This window comes from Photobacterium sp. TLY01 (assembly GCF_021432065.1).
In the GTDB taxonomy this organism is placed as follows: domain Bacteria; phylum Pseudomonadota; class Gammaproteobacteria; order Enterobacterales; family Vibrionaceae; genus Photobacterium; species Photobacterium halotolerans_A.
The window spans coordinates 400,003-417,746 of the sequence record NZ_CP090365.1 but is presented as its reverse complement, the minus strand read 5'-3'; the positions used below and the strand labels follow the sequence as shown (position 1 = coordinate 417,746).

The 17,744-nt window shown below is 54.3% G+C and carries 10 protein-coding genes; 4 read left to right on the top strand and 6 right to left on the bottom strand.

Annotation, left to right across the window (positions count from 1 at the left end; translation table 11 throughout):
• Positions 1 to 27 precede the first annotated feature (27 nt).
• Genes LN341_RS17435 through LN341_RS17410 form a run of 6 tightly spaced genes read right to left on the bottom strand, consistent with a single transcriptional unit; the run spans position 28 to position 10,816 of the window.
• On the bottom strand, positions 28 to 3,828 hold the full coding sequence (locus LN341_RS17435; protein WP_234206335.1) for a cellulose synthase subunit BcsC-related outer membrane protein: 3,801 nt from the start codon (positions 3,826 to 3,828) through the stop codon (positions 28 to 30).
• Complete coding sequence (bcsZ, locus tag LN341_RS17430) at positions 3,819 to 4,931, bottom strand: cellulose synthase complex periplasmic endoglucanase BcsZ (RefSeq protein ID WP_234206334.1); 1,113 nt, start codon at positions 4,929 to 4,931, stop codon at positions 3,819 to 3,821. The genes LN341_RS17435 and bcsZ overlap by 10 nt, the downstream gene beginning before the upstream one ends.
• Positions 4,928 to 7,216 (bottom strand): cellulose biosynthesis cyclic di-GMP-binding regulatory protein BcsB, encoded by a 2,289-nt coding sequence (gene bcsB / locus LN341_RS17425; protein WP_234206332.1) that lies wholly within the window; start codon positions 7,214 to 7,216, stop codon positions 4,928 to 4,930. Before bcsB ends, bcsZ begins: the two co-directional genes overlap by 4 nt.
• A 3-nt stretch (positions 7,217 to 7,219) precedes the next feature.
• The gene (gene bcsA / locus LN341_RS17420; RefSeq protein ID WP_234206330.1) at positions 7,220 to 9,841 is read right to left on the bottom strand and encodes a UDP-forming cellulose synthase catalytic subunit; all 2,622 of its coding nucleotides are present in this window, start codon (positions 9,839 to 9,841) and stop codon (positions 7,220 to 7,222) included.
• 4 nt (positions 9,842 to 9,845) lie between these two features.
• On the bottom strand, positions 9,846 to 10,631 hold the full coding sequence (gene bcsQ, locus LN341_RS17415) for a cellulose biosynthesis protein BcsQ (protein WP_234206328.1): 786 nt from the start codon (positions 10,629 to 10,631) through the stop codon (positions 9,846 to 9,848).
• Positions 10,628 to 10,816, bottom strand: coding sequence for a hypothetical protein (locus LN341_RS17410; protein WP_046221019.1), 189 nt, complete (start codon positions 10,814 to 10,816; stop codon positions 10,628 to 10,630). Before LN341_RS17410 ends, bcsQ begins: the two co-directional genes overlap by 4 nt.
• 483 nt (positions 10,817 to 11,299) lie before the next feature.
• On the opposite strand from LN341_RS17410, the gene bcsE reads away from it, so the two are divergent.
• The 4 genes from bcsE to LN341_RS17390 all read left to right on the top strand — a co-directional run bounded on the left by bcsE (position 11,300) and on the right by LN341_RS17390 (position 17,653).
• Entirely contained in the window at positions 11,300 to 12,880 is a 1,581-nt protein-coding gene (gene bcsE, locus LN341_RS17405) for a cellulose biosynthesis protein BcsE (protein ID WP_234206327.1), read from the top strand.
• Positions 12,877 to 13,023 carry a hypothetical protein gene (locus LN341_RS17400; protein WP_234206325.1) on the top strand — a complete coding sequence of 49 codons (147 nt, stop codon included), beginning with the start codon at positions 12,877 to 12,879 and terminating at the stop codon, positions 13,021 to 13,023. Before bcsE ends, LN341_RS17400 begins: the two co-directional genes overlap by 4 nt.
• Before the next feature lie 23 nt (positions 13,024 to 13,046).
• On the top strand, positions 13,047 to 14,690 hold the full coding sequence (gene bcsG, locus LN341_RS17395; RefSeq protein WP_234206323.1) for a cellulose biosynthesis protein BcsG: 1,644 nt from the start codon (positions 13,047 to 13,049) through the stop codon (positions 14,688 to 14,690).
• Positions 14,691 to 15,058: 368 nt separating this feature from the next.
• Positions 15,059 to 17,653, top strand: coding sequence for an alpha-amylase family glycosyl hydrolase (locus tag LN341_RS17390; RefSeq protein ID WP_234206321.1), 2,595 nt, complete (start codon positions 15,059 to 15,061; stop codon positions 17,651 to 17,653).
• Positions 17,654 to 17,744 lie beyond the last annotated feature (91 nt).

Genomic DNA, 17,744 nt, shown 5'->3' with positions numbered 1-17,744 from the left:
TTCCAATCTGCGTGAAGGCCGCAAACCTTAATCAAAATCGCTGTACAGGCGGGGCACAGCCGGTGGGTAATCGATCGGTTGCCAGCGATCGTTAAAGGTAAACCGGGTATAGAGCATAAAATGGTTTGGCTCGTAGAAATCAGAGCGCTGCAAGTCCAGGGCGACCCCGACATACCAGCGGCTGCTGACCCGTTTTTCCAGTGCGCCTTCGAGCGAATAGCCAAAACCGCCGCCTGTGTCTGACTCACCGTCCGACAGGTAAGGCGCATCTTCTCTGGACCAGGAGTTGGACACAGAAGCGCTGACCAGATATGACCAACTGCTGTTGTAGCGGCCGTAATAATTCACCGGCAGCGACAGCGACAGGTAGCGCTGCGGACTGTAATACCCACCGCTGCCCAGCGTGTACTCGCTCAGATTTTTGTCATAGTCGAAATACAGCACATTGGTGCCGATACTTAAACGCCGATCATCGGTGGCAATCAGTTTGTAATAGCCGCCGCCCAGCAGGGCCAGACGGGTATTATCGGCCACCTTTTCGCCGGTGATCAGATGATGTTGCACACTGCTCCAGAACCCGTACGGGCCGCCAATGTCCCAGCTGGCATTGAGCTTAACGCCTGTGCTGACCACACCGCCCCATTGTGTCCCGGCGGGATCGACAGAAGAACCAGCCGTCACTTGGGGCACACTCATCCCGGCATAGGACAGCACAGTGCTGGTCTCGGGCCGGCGCGACAAGGTGCCGGACACGCCGAAATCCCCGATATCTCCCTCAAGCGTAACGCCGCCCACCCAGGTTGACTGCGCAAAACCCAGCGGTGTGGTGCCGATATCGGCCTGCCAGTTGGCCGCCTGCCAGCCGATGCCCAGGGCCAGTCCGCTCTCACGGGCGCGCAGCGTGTCGTATTGCGCATTGGAATTGGCAAACTTGTCGAAATAGTCCAGATCGCCGGAGTCGAGCGAGACATAATCGGCCCGTACCATCAGATGGCCGTCCCATTGTTCGATGGGGATCCGCGCTTCAATCGGCACCTGACTGGCCTTGTTTTCCCCGTCCCGTGCGCTGTAATCCCAGCCAATCAGAATGTGGCCGTCGCTGCGATCACGCAGACGATCGATGTCCGCTTTGACATTGCGGGTCAGCCAGTAATCATCGGCCTCCTGATACAGGGTGCGCAAATCGGGTGATTGCGCCTGTGCGGCCTGCGCATCCGCACTTTTTTCGATGCGATCCGCATTCAGTGCCTGATAGCCACGCTGCTGTGCCAGCGACCACTGCTGATTCTCCATCGCCAGCGCCATACTATTGCGGTAATCCATCGCATCCGCGTCTGGTCGCTGGTCCAGTAAGCGGTTCAGTTCACGGGCTTTAGCGTATTCGCCCTGACGTTGCATCACAGGGGCGGCCAGCATGAACTGCCTGGCTGTCAGCTGGGCGCGGCTGGCATAGAGCTGATCAGAGACCGGCTGATAGACCGCCTTATCGCCCAGCGCAGCACTGGTTTGTAACAGGCCCAGCCGGGCCTCGGTAAGGTAAGGTTCGGGGGCAGGTTGAGCGTCGCTGAGCACATTCTGGAAGAGCGCCTGCGCCCGGCTGTACTGACGCTGTTCAGTCAGGATTGCCGCTTCTGCCAGCAAGCGCCGGGTATTGAGCGCATCGAGTTCGGCCTGCGAGACGGCGTTTCCTTGTTCTGCGTTGACACGTGCCTGTCCCTGCTGCGCCAGCCACAGATCAAAGGCGCTGAAATGCGCCAGCGCAATCATCAGCTCGCCATAGCCAAGCCGGGCGCTTGGCGGCCAGCTGTCATTCGGGGTTAACTGGCGGTAAATATACTCAGCCTGCTGACGTTCCCCTAAACCGGACCAGCTCATGGCCAGCCGCGCCAGCACGGCCGGCTGATCGGCATACTGCTGCGCCAGCGAATGCAGTTGCTGGCGCACCGCATCTGGGTTGGCCTGATAGCGGGCAGGCAGATCAGCCAGTGACTGATTCAGGCGCAGCCGCAGCAAATTATTCTGCATCGCCTCACTGCGCCGGGCGGCAGGCACACGTGACATGACGGCAATGGCCTCATCATCGCGACCGGCCTGACTCAGGTATAAGCCGTAGGCAAACTGCATCTCAGGATCGCGGCTGTCGGCGGCCCATTGCTGCATCAGGGCATCGGCCCGGCTGCGCTGTCCGGCAGCGACTAAGGCATCGGCGATATCGCGGCGCTGCCAGGGCGAGGAGGGATCCAATTGGAGTAATTGTTTGGCGAACAGCGCTGCGGCCTGCGTATCATTGTCTGCCAGCGCGCGGCTTAGTTGCTGCACTGTGAGCTGGGTTTTCATCTCCAGTATGGTGTCACGTACCAGCCGTTGCCGGGCCGGCGATAACTGCTCAGCAAAGCGAATCGCCGCCGCCAGCCCCTGGCTTTCCTGAGTCAGGTTCACCAGCGCACGCACAGCCTGCGCATTGCCGGGATCACGCTGCAAGGCTTGCCGGTAGGCCTGCTCGGCGGCAGAAAATTGCTGCTGTTGCTGATACAGCTCTGCCAGTTTGAGATAGGCATAAGGTTCTGCGTCATTGACCGGGATAGCTTTGCGATAGGCGCGCTCGGCCTGACTCAGTTGGCCTTTTTGTCGCAGTGCATCACCTTCATCCAGATACGCCCAGTAAGAAGAAGCCTCCACCAGCGATTGCCATTTGCTGACATTGTCCGGATCCTCATCCAGCTGTTGTGCCTGTTTGAAATATTCCAGGGCTTTGCCCTGCTGGCCCTGACGCAGGTACACCATGCCGAGTCCACCCAGGATCTCAGGATCGTCCGGGCGGGTGGTTAAGGCATATTCCAGCTGTTTTTTGGCTTGCGGGTATGACCCTTGCTCGATCAGCGCCAGGCCTTGACGCTTGGCCTGATAGGTGGGGTCTTGTCGTAAGGTCTGCTCGGTTTCCCAGCGAGCCTGCGCATTGCGGTTGGCGCGCTGAATGGCTGTATCAGACGGAAAATAGCTGGCAACAATGGCATATTGCTCGACCACTTGTGCCGAGATTGGCTGCTGATCCAGCGCTCGCAACCAGGCACTGGCCGCCACCGTGCCGATATCAGAACGCAGTGCCAGCTGGCGGTAAGTTGCCAGAATCCAGGGATCGGCAGGGTCGCGGCGGCGAATGTGGTTTGCCAGCGCCAGCTGAAAAGCAGGCACGCCGGGATACGCGGCATTGAGCTGCTCCAGCCCCTGCTTCACACTGTCCCAGCGCTCACTGAGACTGCCTTCAGCCTGCAGGTATTCCAGCTGCAACTCGGCCGAAGGCATCCCGTAGGGGAAGAGCGCATCATAGGCGTTCAACGCTTGTTCATACCGGCCGGCGCGCACCAGTAATCTGGCTTGCTGCAACTCGGCTTTTTTGCGGCCGTTGATGGCAATCAGATCATTGAGCGCTTTGAGCTGTACCGACTGCGGCGCGCTGGCTTTAAGCTGATTTCTGACTGCCTGCGCCTGCTGCAGCTGGTTTTGTTTGATCAGCAGCCGTGCCTGATAATACAGGCCATCCGGGTGCTGGCTGTCAATCGCCAGTAATCGCTCCAGCGCACTCGCAACAATATCATCACGGCCTAAGGCGGTGGCCAGCTCAATCTGATTGAGCAGAAAATCCACCGAATCGCTCTCCGATGGCACGCTGGAAAATGAGGTCGCCGAGCCGACAGGCTGATAGACCTGCTCAAGCTGCTGCGGTGTCAGGGGGGTCGTCGGTACAATACCCGCGCCAGCAGACAGGCTGACGGCGCTGAGACTGAGCGCCGTCAGGAGACTGGCGTTGAGCGAAACAGTTACTGACATCCTTTTTCCCATGCAGGCTCCAGTTCACCCTGTACGCCGAAGCGATACCTTTGCTGGTGCCAGCCTTGGCCAAACAGTGCCAGCACATTGTCGTAATAATGATCATCCCGGTGTGTGACAAGAGCTGCTGTCGCCCGTTCGGCCTGCGCCTGCAACAGCGCGGTTTCCCCTGACGCGGCCAGCAAAGGTAGCATGGCAGCGGAAAATCCGGCACTGCCCTGCGCCTGATACTGGCCCGTCTGAGTGTTCACCGTGCGTGGCGGCGCCGACAAAGCCGCCGTCGCCGCCACCATGGGTTGCATGGCCTTCACCAGTGCTGCTTTGTCTTTCGAGTCGTCGCTGAGCATCCCGGCCCATAAGTAGGTCCGAATAGCGTTATAGCTGCCCACCGGCCCGGTTTCCTGATCTGCAATATAGCTGCCGTTGGCCAGCGTGGCCCAGTCCGGGCTGAAACCGGCGGGCATGGTGCCCAAAATCATGGCCAGACTGGTGCGGTATAAGGATGTCCAATTGTACTGCGGATAAAGGTGCGCCATCCGGGCCATCAGCTGCAACGGAACATAGCTCGGATTGACCCGGTACTGACCATTTTCCAGCGCAAAACCCACGGAACCCGGTAGCAGCACAGTGCCCAGGCCGTCGATCGTGACGGTTTCTTCGCGCAGTATCCGGCTAGCCATCAAATGCGCCAGCGACTGATAGTACTGGTTATTCCAGAGACGACCCGCTTCTGCCAGCGTGTACGCAATCCAGAGATCAGAGTCTGAGGCCGGGTTATCATCCAGCACGCCCCAGCGCCCCGAGGGCTGCTGTCCCCACAACCAGGCCGGTAAGCGCGCCGTCAGATCGCCTTCTGCCAGCTGGTTCTGTGTCCAGTCCAGCATCGCCGCAAAGGCCGGTCTGTCATTGGCGATCAAGGCAAAGAACAAGCCGTATGACTGGCCTTCGGATGTGGTGATCCGGCGCTCGTCACTGCCATCGATCACGCGGCCATTGACCAGGTAAACCGATTTAAACTGCTGCCATTGTGGCCATTCACAGCCTGCGGCCAGGCTCTGGGTGCTGAAGATCAATAAGCCCAGCACAAGGATCAGGCTTTTCATTCATCTTCTCCGCTTCGTGCCAGCCGTCTGGCGGCAATTTTGCGCAGCACCCGCCACAGGAACACAGTGACAATCACCACCAGCAACACCGCCAGACTGGCGACTAGCACCGGATGGTTAGAGAAGTGATACCAGATCAACTTCAGCACAGGTAACTGGCCGACATAGTAGTGCGCACCGACGTGATAACTGGCCACGTCCTGCTCACGCAGGATCACTACAGAGCCGGACATGTGTTCCACTTTGCCCGAATCAATGATGGCCTGATCCACCAGATTGAATGCCTGCGGGCTGGCAGCCATGATCGCCACCAGACTGCGTTTTTTGCTGAACGGGGATTCCATGCCTGTGATGGCGGCAAACTGACCGCTGGCATCAACAGACACCAGATCGGCAGCCTCCGGATTGTCAGACGTTCTGTCCAGCCAGTGGGCACCCGGCGACGTTTCATTTCGTCCCGGCAGACGGATCTGGCGCTGTCCGGACTGCAATACCAGATTGACCTGATCCGGCTTCCCGATCGCCTGAGTCAGTTCCTGTGCCACACCGATGCTCAGAATATCCTTGCCTTTCAGCGTGGCGCTGTCCCACTGATCTGTCACCGTGACCTGAATCGCCGGATAACCGGCATCCGCACCCAGCCGACCCATGACATTTAAAAAGGTTTGCAGCGCTTCGGCTGACGCAGACGCCGGCAGCACCACAGCCGTATCCGACAAGTCTGCCATGCGGGTAAACGGGAAGCCGGAGGTGGCAAAAGCACGCAGGTTCGGCATCTGGATATAATGCGGGAAGCCGCTGAAATCAATGGTTGAGTCGCCATCCACCACGGCATACTGTTTGCTCGGCTGGGTGATCTGGCAGTTCCCTTCGGTGACTGAGGCAAAGCCGAATTCAAAATCGATGAAATTTTTACTGCCGACTTTGAACGCCGGAATTCTTACTCTGTCGCTGCCGCCCAGCAAGCCGTCATCCAGCAATGGCACACGCACCCGCTTGGATTCGCCGCCCTGACCGGCTGTGGTCAGGTTGAACGCTTCGACAAACTCATCGTTAATCCCCAGTGTCAGCCGTGAGCCCGAGTTATCTTTCATGGGTGGCGAATAACGGTACTGCAGATCCATCGGAATACCGCGGCTCTGCCAGGTGAACAAATCCGGCGGCAGCTGAAAGCTCAGCCGGACCGGCGGCGGGGTACGGCCTTCCACCTGCAGCTGACTGCGCTGTTCCACCAGCTCAGTGAACGCCACGGGCCTTGAGGTATCCACCCAGTTGGGCGCGTCATATGGGACGCGGGGTTTGACCTGAACCACCTGATTGATCTTCGCCATCGGGCCGGTTAACAACTGGGTGCCCAGTGCCAGCCCCTGAACCGCGGTATTGAGATCCTGACTGTCGCGGCCCTGCACCAGCAGCAGTTTGACATAAGGGTTGGTCGGGTGAGTGATCACCTGTAAATACGGCCCGTCGGCATCCGGGAAGTCACGCAGAAAATCAGGTTTATTGTCATTGGTGACAAAGACCACAGCATGCTGCTCTGGCAATTGATCGAACAAGAGCGAAAATTGCGCCCCCCGCCACCCGGACAGCGAACCAAAGTGGGACGCCAGCACGCCTGCCGCTTTGATTTCCGCCAGATCATAGTCAGCGCCCATCACAACCGGCAGGGTTAACTGGCCAAAATCACGGGGATCAAAAAAGGGTGCCGGCAATAAACTCAAATCGCTTTCCAGCCGGGTTTTCTGCACAGACAGTTCGACCCGGCTGCTCTGGCTGATCTCCGCCCAGATACTGGCATCATTGGGGTTCGAGCAGGTTTTATGGGTGTTGCCAATCAGCTCAAAGCGAATCTGGTTATAGTTGCTGAAATAACGTGAGTCCAGCGGCATCGACACACTGATTTTTTTGCCCTGCTGGCCATCGGTGACCGGCACAACCCCCATCAGCTCATTATTCAGGTACACCTTGATATGCGACACAAGGGCCAGCAGCGCCGGAGAAGGCGTGACATCAAAATGCAAATTGGCTTTGGCAATCACTTCATCCAGTCGCGAGCCAAAACCGACCGTGGCGCTGGCTTCACTGCCATAAATGCCGATAGAACCATTGAAGCCCAATTGTGAGAATGGCAGCGCCCGCTGGGTAACGGGTGAAAGCGTATGTGAAGGAGTCGCCGTTCCCGCTGGATCGGTGTCAGAAACGGTGACCTGCGCACTGGCCATTGCCGCCATCCCCAGACTGCTCAGTATGGCGGCCGCTATTTTTATTGTTTTGTTGATTTTCATTTTTTAAGCCCTGTTGGGGACATTTCGGGGTCTCAGCGACCAAATCAGGCCGCCAAAGATAGAGAATCCCTGCGCCAGCGCAGCGACTGGTGCCGGGCTGTGCTGAATCAGGCGGCGGTATCCGTTCCAGCCGACCTGCAACACAGATTTCATACTCGACATCGGCTTATCCGACTGATAAGACTGCTGCCACTTCGCCCAGATATCTGCTCTGGCAAATGTACACTGCACGTACTGGATTTGCTGCTGTGTGCTGAGTTCAGTGAGCTGAAGCCCCAATATGCCGTTGCCACTAAAGGCGATGGTCGCCGGAAATACATAGGATTGATGACCACGACTCAGCACAACCTCCAGTTTCTGATTCACCTGGACATTGAGCCGCTCACTGTCCCGCTCGCCCAGTTGGACCCGCAGACCACTGAGCGAGAAATCTTTCATTTCTGCCTGCAGCAGGTGTCCGGATTTCAGCCTGACGGCCACCGGCATAGACACTTCCACCCTGTGGTCCCGGCGTATCTGCTTGGCTTCAACAGCCACCGCCACGGCCGCACCGAGGATCAGCAGGTTGTACAGGGTCCAGACAATGTTGACCAGCACGGTGGCCATTTCATTCTCCGGCCCCCACCCCAGCCGGTAAATCCCCATGCCGAGTCCGATAATATTGAGCAGAACCAGTACCAGATAAGGCCGGGAGATCACCCAGTCATAGTGAGATTCTTTCACCAGCCCGCCCTTGGCGGTGACATTGAACTGCCCTTTATGGGGTGCAAACAGTGCAACCGTGGTCGGCCGGGCGATATACCAGGCCAGAACGGTTTCATACACTTCGCCCCAGAATGAATAGCGAAACTCTCCCTGCATCCGGGAATTGGTCATGCTGGCATGCACCATGTGCGGTAGCACGTACAAAATGATCGCCAGCGCCGGGGCATAAATAATAAATGAGTGCAGCAACAGGAACGCCAGCGGCGCGGTCAGGAAGATAATTCTGGGAATCCCCGACAAAAAATGCAGCATGGCATTGGCATAACACAAACGCTGAGACAGCTTAAGTCCTTTGCCGGTCAGCGGATTATCGACCCGGAAAATCTGCGCCATGCCCCTGGCCCAGCGGATCCGCTGGCCAACATGCGCCGACAGTGTTTCCGTCGCCAGACCGGCTGAAATCGGTTGTTTCAGATACGCCGAGTGATAGCCTAAGCGGTGCATCCGCAGTGAGGTATGCGCATCTTCAGTGACTGTCTCTACCGCTATACCCCCGACTTCTTCCAGTGGCCCGCGGCGCAAAATAGCGCACGAGCCGCAAAAGAAGGTGGCATCCCACAGATCGTTACCGTCCTGAATCAGACCGTAAAACAAGTTGCCTTCATTGGGCACATTGCGAAAATTAGCCAGATTACGTTCAAACGGATCCGGCGAGAAAAAGTGGTGTGGGGTCTGAATCAGCGCCAGTTTCGGATCTTTCAGAAACAGGCCCATGGTCAGCTGGAAAAAGGCTCGGGCCGGAATGTGGTCACAGTCAAAGATGGCGACGTATTCACCCTGAGAGCGCTGCAGGGCATAGTTAATATTGCCCGCTTTGGCGTGCTCGTTGGTTGGCCGTCGCAGGTAATGTACGCCCACTTCCCGGGCAAAGTCGCGAAAACTGTCCCGCTTTCCGTCATCAAGAATATAAATATTCAGCTTATCCTTTGGCCAGTCGACACCCAGCGAGGCGTACACTGTGGCACGCACCACATCCAGATCTTCATTGTAAGTCGGTATCATCACGTCAATTGTAGGCCAATCTTTGGTCTCTGGCGGCAGTGCAACCGGTTTTCTGTTCAGCGGCCAGATATTCTGAAAGTAGCCTAAAATCAGCACGATCCAGGAATAGGTTTCGGCCAGTAACAGCAAAACACCCAGCATGAACGCCAGAGGATCGTCCCAGTTCAGGGTGGATGAGTAGCGCCACCACAAATAGCGGCAGGAAGCCGTGACCGACAGGATGATCAGCAGCAGGGTCGGAAAATGGCCGGGCATCCGCCGGCACATCATGGCCAGTGCCCAGAGTAATAAGACGAAAACCATCTGGGCTTCCAGCCCGAACGGTACGGTGAAACAGATCAGCGCCAGCAAGATCACGGCGATCAGCAGCAGGATGTTGATCACCTGACCGGTTTTGGTTTCTCTTAAGACCGCCTTGAGATCGGCCGTGTCAGCCTCGGTCGCTTTCATTTCCAGCCATTGGATCAGACCGGAAATGCGTCCGAACGGTAAATAAAAGACCGCTTTCACCCGGCGGATGAGTTGCTGTGTTCCCGCTTGCAGCTGGGCTTTCAGATGACCCGGCGACTGTGGCCTGACACAGAGCAGCCACAGGCTCTGCAGGACAAAACGCACCGGATCCAGCAAGGAGGGGGAGGCAAAGTTGATATGCGGGTAATAAATCAAAGGCAGACGCCATGCCGGTACGCCGGCAATCTGCGGCTTGAGACACACAAATGCAAAGCTGAACCACAACCCGAGAATCAAACGTCCGGTGCGTGAGACAGGCGTATTGCGCTCGCGCTCAAAAGCAAGCGTCTGCACTTGAAACTGCTCAATGACCCAGGATTTAAAAATCAGATTTAAGCTGTTGAACATAAACTCAGGACACAAGCTGCAAGGCTGATAGTTGCGATATGCACCAGAAGGCAAGTGACTGATAATCTTTTGCTGCCTGACTGGTTGGAGCAAACGACTGCACTGTCGTCAGATTTGCCACACTGTCCATCAAAGCAATATCTCTGTGTAACAGGACAGGTGACAGATCAGCGCCCAGCTCATTTTTCATCACCAGCATGAAATCGCGGCTGATCTCGGTTTCTGGCTGATACTGATTCAGCACATAACGCACTTTTGCAGTGACAGCAGCCCGGTTGATCGTCGCCTGGATATCAGCAACATCTTGCAGCACGCTGTAACTGGCGGCATCCGGTGTGAGCACCACCAGCACGACATCAAACAAAGACGCAAGAGCGTCATCTTCCAGTCTCATCAGATCCGACGAGGCCAGGTGAATCAGCTGCCAGTGATCCTGATTGTCACCCAGGTCAACACGCCCGAGCGCGTCGATGATCTCAGCAAGATAATGACTGCGGTTCGCTTCAAACTGCCGCGCATTCTGTGAACTGAGCTGGCCAAAAGGTAAAAATGTCACACCATGCGGACTTTCAAAGCCCGCTGACTGCCAGTCAGTATTTGCACACATGTGTCCGGCCCACCCCGCCACACTGGGGAGCGGCAGACCGAGATGAAGACGCAGCACATTGGCCGGAACGGCATCCACAGCCAGCACATTTTTCTGCATGTGCACGAATGCCTGAGCCAGATTCGCTGTGACTGTTGTCGCCCCGGCACCGCCACGTAAGCTGAGAATCCCGATCCTTTTCATGCAATATCAGCCTGACGACTGCTTTCTGTATTCGCTTGGTTGGTCCCGTGAAGTGATTTTTTGCTTTTTAATATCAACCACTTGTTTTTCACTTTCCGATAACTTTCAGTTTCATTTAATTCAACATAATCATGATTTGTCATGTTGTACGATGCATAAATTGCATCAACATCTTTTGCTGGCATGACCACAATAATTCACCACTACTTAACAGAATTTATCAATGCCATTCATACAAATTTTAATTTAAGTACATGATATTCAATAAAACAAACAAGTACTTATTTGTATTATATTTATGACTGTTCGTGATTAACATTCATCCACAAAAAAATCATATTTTTAATTTGATCAGCGAAAACTGACGACACAAATACTGACGGATAAGACCGGGATTTCATGATCATATTTCAGTTCATTATGTATGCCTTTCAGTTCATAATCAAATATCGTGATTCATTCATTGACCCCAAAGCAGCTCGACAGTTCCTTCTGAGTTTCAGACAATAGACTGATGAGACCGATGAATGATTCGACTTTTTGAGCGAATTCTATATGATCTGATTATATTAGTAACATCTTTTTCTGTCGCGTTCTGACAATGATAGTGCCTCTGCATGCTTTAAACAGCGGGGAAAAGTGCCGATCGCGAGCAACTGGTATTTTATATGTCTACAAATCCAGACTTTACACACTTTATCGAAATAAACAATTTTCCGTCGCTTTATGTGAACCTTTTTGACCAGAAAACTCTGGCAATCGATTATCTGAAATCAATTATTAAACAGAATAAAAACAATCAGTTCATCGGCTTTATTAATAAAGATAACTTTTACTCTGGCCTGAACACAGAGCAAGGTGAACAACTCGCATCGACATTAAAAGAAAAATGTAAGCGGCGATTATTTCTGAACAGGAACAAAACAAAAAATGGTATCCATTTTCATTTGCTTCTGGATGACATCCTTAAATTAAAAGGTGTCAAAAAATCACTCGCTATTCTTTTTGTACCGGATATATTTTTCACTCATATTAATAAAGATAATCTCACTATAGTTTTAAACAAGCTGAACGCATACGCGACTCAGCATGAGCTGTCTATCCAATTACTCATATACGGTTCGGTGACGGCAAGCTCATTCACACCGGCCTTGCTGTCGCTGAATCGCCATCTGACGGGACTGGCGTCCATGACGATGATCAGTGACAACAAATACAGCTACCAGGTACATTTCTGGGCGGACCCGGACGGTATTCAGTCCGACAGAAGGTTTGTGTTACAGAAAACAGCCCAGGATGCGCTGGCCGAGGTGCAGGTGTCCGCGCCCGGTATGCCTGCATTCAGCAACCCGCATGACTCAACGCTGATCATCATGAGCCAGGATGTGCTGGATGAAGATATACCGCATCCTGCGCATGTTCAGCTGGCAGCGAATAATGCCGCGATCATCCGTGATCCACAGATTCCGCATGCCGCCACCGTCATCCTGTCCTGTCAGTCGCCGGAAGCGGTCCGTCAGCTGGCTGCCGACTGCCTACACTTACGGCAACAAGCCGGCCCGCAGCTCAAGATCATCATCAGAGAAGTCAGACAATGCCTGCGATATACAGATGAGACCTTTCTGTTACTGGCCGGTGTGAACCTAATCGTGCCTTATCACCTGCCCTTTCTCAGGATGATGAGCCAGGTTGAAGCCATGCAGGGGCAGTACATGACGCGCCCGCTGCCGGATAATACGGAAGAACTCTTGTTCCATGACCCGAACTATCACGCCAGGGGCTATCTGGATAATCAGACATTTATCCAGTATTGCCATACCGTGATGCAGCAGTTTACCTCTCCGCGTCTGGGTGTAGTGCTGATTCAGCTCAAATTGCTGTCGGGCATGCAGCCGGAGGAATGTCTGCGGCTGTGCCATATCCGCCGTGACGGCGATGTAATTACCGCCTGCAACCACGCGCTGTATGTGCTGTTCAGCGCCATTCGCCAGACGGATATTCAGACCGCGCTCAATCATATTTTTGATGTTCCGGTCCGGGATCTCTTCCGGGCTGTTCACATCATCACGACACCCTATGAACTTGAACAAGAGCTGGAAGTGATTGGCAAAGAAGCCTTGCCGGTATCTGCTGAAATCAAAAAAATCACCACAGAGCCGGCCATTTTTGCAGCAACAGGCAATCGCCAGCCTGAGGCGGCGGCGCTTTTTGCCACCCCGAAACCCATCCGAATCAAAGGTGAATCATGAACATCGATGATTTTCTGCTCACGGCAGGGCTGAGCCTGTTCACAGGCATGGTACTGGGCTATTACCTGAATCGCCTGAACACTCTGGGGAAGCGTTTTTATCGCAGATATTTCGCACGCCCCCGCTACTTCGACCAAGATTGAATCTCGAGTATTAAGCAGAGACTATGACCATTCCACTCGCTTCTCATTCACCACAACCGGTTCAAGGACTGGGGTGGTGGAATGTGTATTTCATTGCAAAATTCGCCCTGTATCTGCAGGGCACAATTGATTTTCACCCGCTGGAAAACGTCGCACTGGCGCTGTTTCTATTACTGCCACTGCGTTCTCGTCTGCTGGCCGCTGTCAGGCTCATCATTGCTGTGCCTACGGCAGCCTGGCTGCTGCATTATGACTCTTTTCTGCCGCCGCTGGATCGTCTGTGGGCGCAAATGAACCAGTTGATGCATTTCGAATGGGGTTATCTGTTTGAACTGGCAGGGCGTTTTATCTCTGTCCAGGCACTCTTGGGCCTGTTTGCTGTCTGTATCGGTTATCACCTGCTCAATCGCTTTTTACGTGTTTCCGTACTGGTGATGGCGGCCATGCTGTTCATCAGCCTGCCCTCAAGCCAGATAGCGCCTGTGATTGCAGATCAGGGAACATCTGAGAACAATCCCCCGATCACCCGACCTGCCGGCAATACCAACACAACGGCTGCCAACATGCCGGCGGGCACCGATGATGCCTCACTCAACCAATACGTTTCTGAGTTCTTTTCCCGTGAAGCGAAGCGACAGGTTCTTTTTGAAGACAGCGCCGTTCAGGCGGCCCCGTTCGATATTTTGTTGTTGAGCATCTGCTCGGTGGCCTGGGACGATATCCGTATCGCCGGACTGGAAGATCATCCCTTATTAAAAGAGTTCGATGTCCTTTTTGATCAGTTTAATGCCGCAACCTCCTACAGCGGGCCCGCGGTGATCCGTCTGCTGCGAGCCAGTTGCGGCCAGGAAAACCACAGCCAGCTTTTTGCGGGCGCGCCGTCACAGCAGTGCTACCTGTTCGACAACCTGAAACAATTGGGTTTTGAAGAAAATCTGGTGATGAACCACGACGGGGTCTTCGACAATTTCCTTGAGTTGATTCAAACCGAAGGAAACGTGACAGCAGATCTGATGCCGCAAACGGATTTCTCCCCGTACCAGAAGTCGTTTGACGGGGCGCCGATTTACCGCGACAAAGACGTCTTGAATCACTGGTGGCAGCAGCGCCAGCAGGAAGGCAGCGACAAAGTTGTGGCGCTCTATAACACCATTTCTTTGCATGACGGTAACCGAATCATTCACGGCAACCAATCCACCGGCTTGGTGAGCTACAAATTGCGGCTGAAAAATCTGCTCGACGATCTGTACGCTTTCTTCCAGTCGCTGGAACAATCGGGTCGGAATATTGTGGTGGTGCTGGTGCCGGAACACGGTGCCGGCATGAAAGGCGATCGGATGCAGATCACCGGCATGCGGGAAATCCCGTCACCGTCGATTGTGCATACCCCGGTGGGCTTAAGAGTCTTTGGCAAAGACATCGTCCGTACCGGCGAGACAGCCCGCGTAACAGCACCGTCCAGCTATCTGGCGTTATCTCAGCTCATTGCCAATGTTTTGGAGCAAAACCCATACCTGAGTGGCAACTTTGACCCGGCCGCTTTGATCGGGAATCTGCCTGCGACGCCTGTCGTGGCTCAGAACGAAGGCTCGACGGTCATCAGAGTCCAGGGCAAAAACTATGTCACCCTGGATGGCAGCAACTGGTCTGAATACCCGGCAAAATAACCGCAGATATTCTCTGGCATGACCCACGTCCCTATCGGGGCGTGGGATAAGCGCAATGTAAAGACAACAGCCCCCGAAACAAATCTCCAGCAATCGTCTCTCCCCATTCAGGGCGTAGAAAAGGGGGCGTAGGCCGGGGCTGAGATAACAGGATCACAGTTCAATTTTTTCTTGCCATACAATGAGTTAATCGGTTCACATTTCACTTCAATTTCACCGGAAACGGCATTTTCAGCGTTATTTTTTGTGCTATTTACAACTCACCTGGCTGGATGAAATCTCACCGTCAGCGAACAAATCGCCATCAACAATAACGCGATCCGTTCGGGAGTTTTCTCTCTTACAAAGGACGGCAAAAGGAAATTGAAATGAGAACCTTACCTACACTTATTGCGGGTGCGGCGCTGTTAAGCACCCCCGCACTCGCCGACTGGTATTTCCGGGGTACCCCGAATCAGTGGAATGCGGCAGCAATGACACAGATAGCGACCACTCACTATCAGACGTGCCAGACATTTCAGCAAGGAGACGCCACAGGCGGCCCGCGGTTTAAAATCGACCGCTACGGCGACTGGCAGGAAAGCTACCCGGCCGGCGATTACACGGTTGCCGGCGATCAGAGCTACCGGATCGACTTTTACACCGACAGCCAGACGATTCTCACCACGCCGGTGGCCAGTTGCGACAGCCAGTCTCTGGCGCAAAACTTCCCGGCACTGCACTTTCGCGGCACGGCAAATCAATGGGCCGCTGAGGCAATGACCCTGGTCGATAACAACACCTGGTCGCTGTTGGTTGATTTTGACGGACAAACCAATCAGCGTTTTAAGTTTGATCTGACCGGAGACTGGTCACAAAACTATGGTGACAATCAAAATGACGGCGTGTTAGACACATCCGGCGATGATATCTATACCCAGGCCAACGGCGAATACCTGGTCACGGTGAACGACCAGACACTGCACTATACCCTCACCCCCGTAAATCCCTGTACCTCAGATTGCCCCACACCTCCTACTCTCGGCGCACACTATCAGCCAGATAAAACCACTTTTTCGATCTGGTCGCCGGATCACAGCGATGTCACTGTGACCGTAAACGGGATCGAATATCCGCTGAGTAAAGCGAGCGATGCCAACGGCTACACCGATATCTATCAGGTTGACGTCAGCGGCGATCTGCACCTTGCCGAATACACCTTTAAGATCAATGGCATTCCGGTGCGCGATCCCTACGGCAAAATGGCAAAACCCGGCACAGGAGACAGTGAAGCCATCAATATTGTGATGGACATGTCACGCACGGGCCCTGCTGGCGGCTGGGCTGAGCGTCCTGCACTGGTGAACCGCGAAGATGCCGTGATTTATGAAGTGCATGTCCGCGATTTCACTATCGATGCCAGCTCTGGCGTCAGCGCAGACAAGCGCGGTAAGTTTCTGGGCATGGTTGAAAGCGGCACCCGTTACAACGGGCTGAAAACGGGCATTGATCACCTGGTCGATCTGGGCATCACTCACGTTCAGCTGCTGCCCGTCTATGACTTTGCCACCTGCGACGGACTCCCTGACAGCGATCCTTGTTACAACTGGGGCTATGATCCGCGCAATTACAACGTCCCGGAAGAGCGTTATTCACAGGTGCCGACCGACTACGAGGCACGTGCCAGCGAGTTTAAAACCATGGTGAATGAATTTCACAAAGCCGGGATCCGGGTCATCATGGATGTGGTCTACAACCACACCTACGCCAAAGAGATGTTTGAAAACATCAGCAACAGTTATTACACCCCCACGGATCTGTCCGGCACAGGTAATTCCATTGATGCCGACCAGCCTATGGTCAGCCGCATGATTCAGGATTCACTGGCCTACTGGGTGGATGAATATGGCGTTGATGGTTTTCGTTTCGACCTGATTGGCATTTTCTCTTATCAGGAAGTGGAGAAATGGGGACGCGCGCTGAACCAGCAATTCCCGGATCGCAATCTGCTGCTTTACGGTGAACCCTGGAATGGTTACGCCAGCGATCCGAAAGAAGCACAACGTGTCCGCTACGGCACAACGCATCACATGGTGCAAGAACATGTCGGCGTCTTTAACGGCGCGTATCGCGAAGCCCTGAAAGGGTCAAATGATGATACCCGGACCGGCTATATGTTCAATAATCTGGACAGCGCCGATGCGGGCTGGTCTGTTTACGATGGCATGCGCGGTTCAGCCTACGATCCCAATGACAGCCGCAACAGCACCTGGTTCAGAAACTTTGCCGCCGATCCGGAGCAAAGCATCAACTATATTTCTGCCCATGATAATTTCGGGCTGTGGGATAAGGTGTATTTGAGCCTGTCGGGCAATGTTGTCCAGAACAGCTCACACCAGATTCTCAGCCTGACGCCACCGGCCAGTCTCGATTACGCCAAACGGGTCGTGAATTTTGGTATGGGCATGGTGCTGACCAGCCAGGGCATCGGGTTTGTCCATGCCGGGGACGAGTTCTTGCGAACCAAAACCGACAACGAGCAAATGAGTGATCCGGATGCCTGGAATTTCGGCGCACACGGCGGGACCCACAATACCTACAATGCGCCCGACAGCTTTAACAGCATTAAATGGCAGCGCCGAGCTGACAATGCGGCCACCTACGATTACTTCAAAGCACTGATCGCACTGCGCCGCAATCACGCCGGTTTGCGTATGACCTCCAATCAGGACATCGCCAATTACCTCACAGTTTCCCGGCCGGCTGAATTTGGCGGGCAACTGGTTACAGGTTTGATCACCTACCCGCAAGACACCCATCAGCTGTTTGTGGTGTACAACAGCGGCAACAATCAAACCATCAGCTTACCTGCAGGTGACTGGACACTGGTTGCCGATGCCTCAGGCGCCCGTCATCAGACGGGGTTATCCGGCAGTGTGGTGGTTGAAGGCACTGCCGTGACTGTGTTTACCCAACCCCGTTAATTGCCTTGATACGTGTCCCTGAATGTGAAGGGGCACGTATCCACAAACACACAGAGATCAAACATTCAAAAAAATAACGACAGGAATTGAA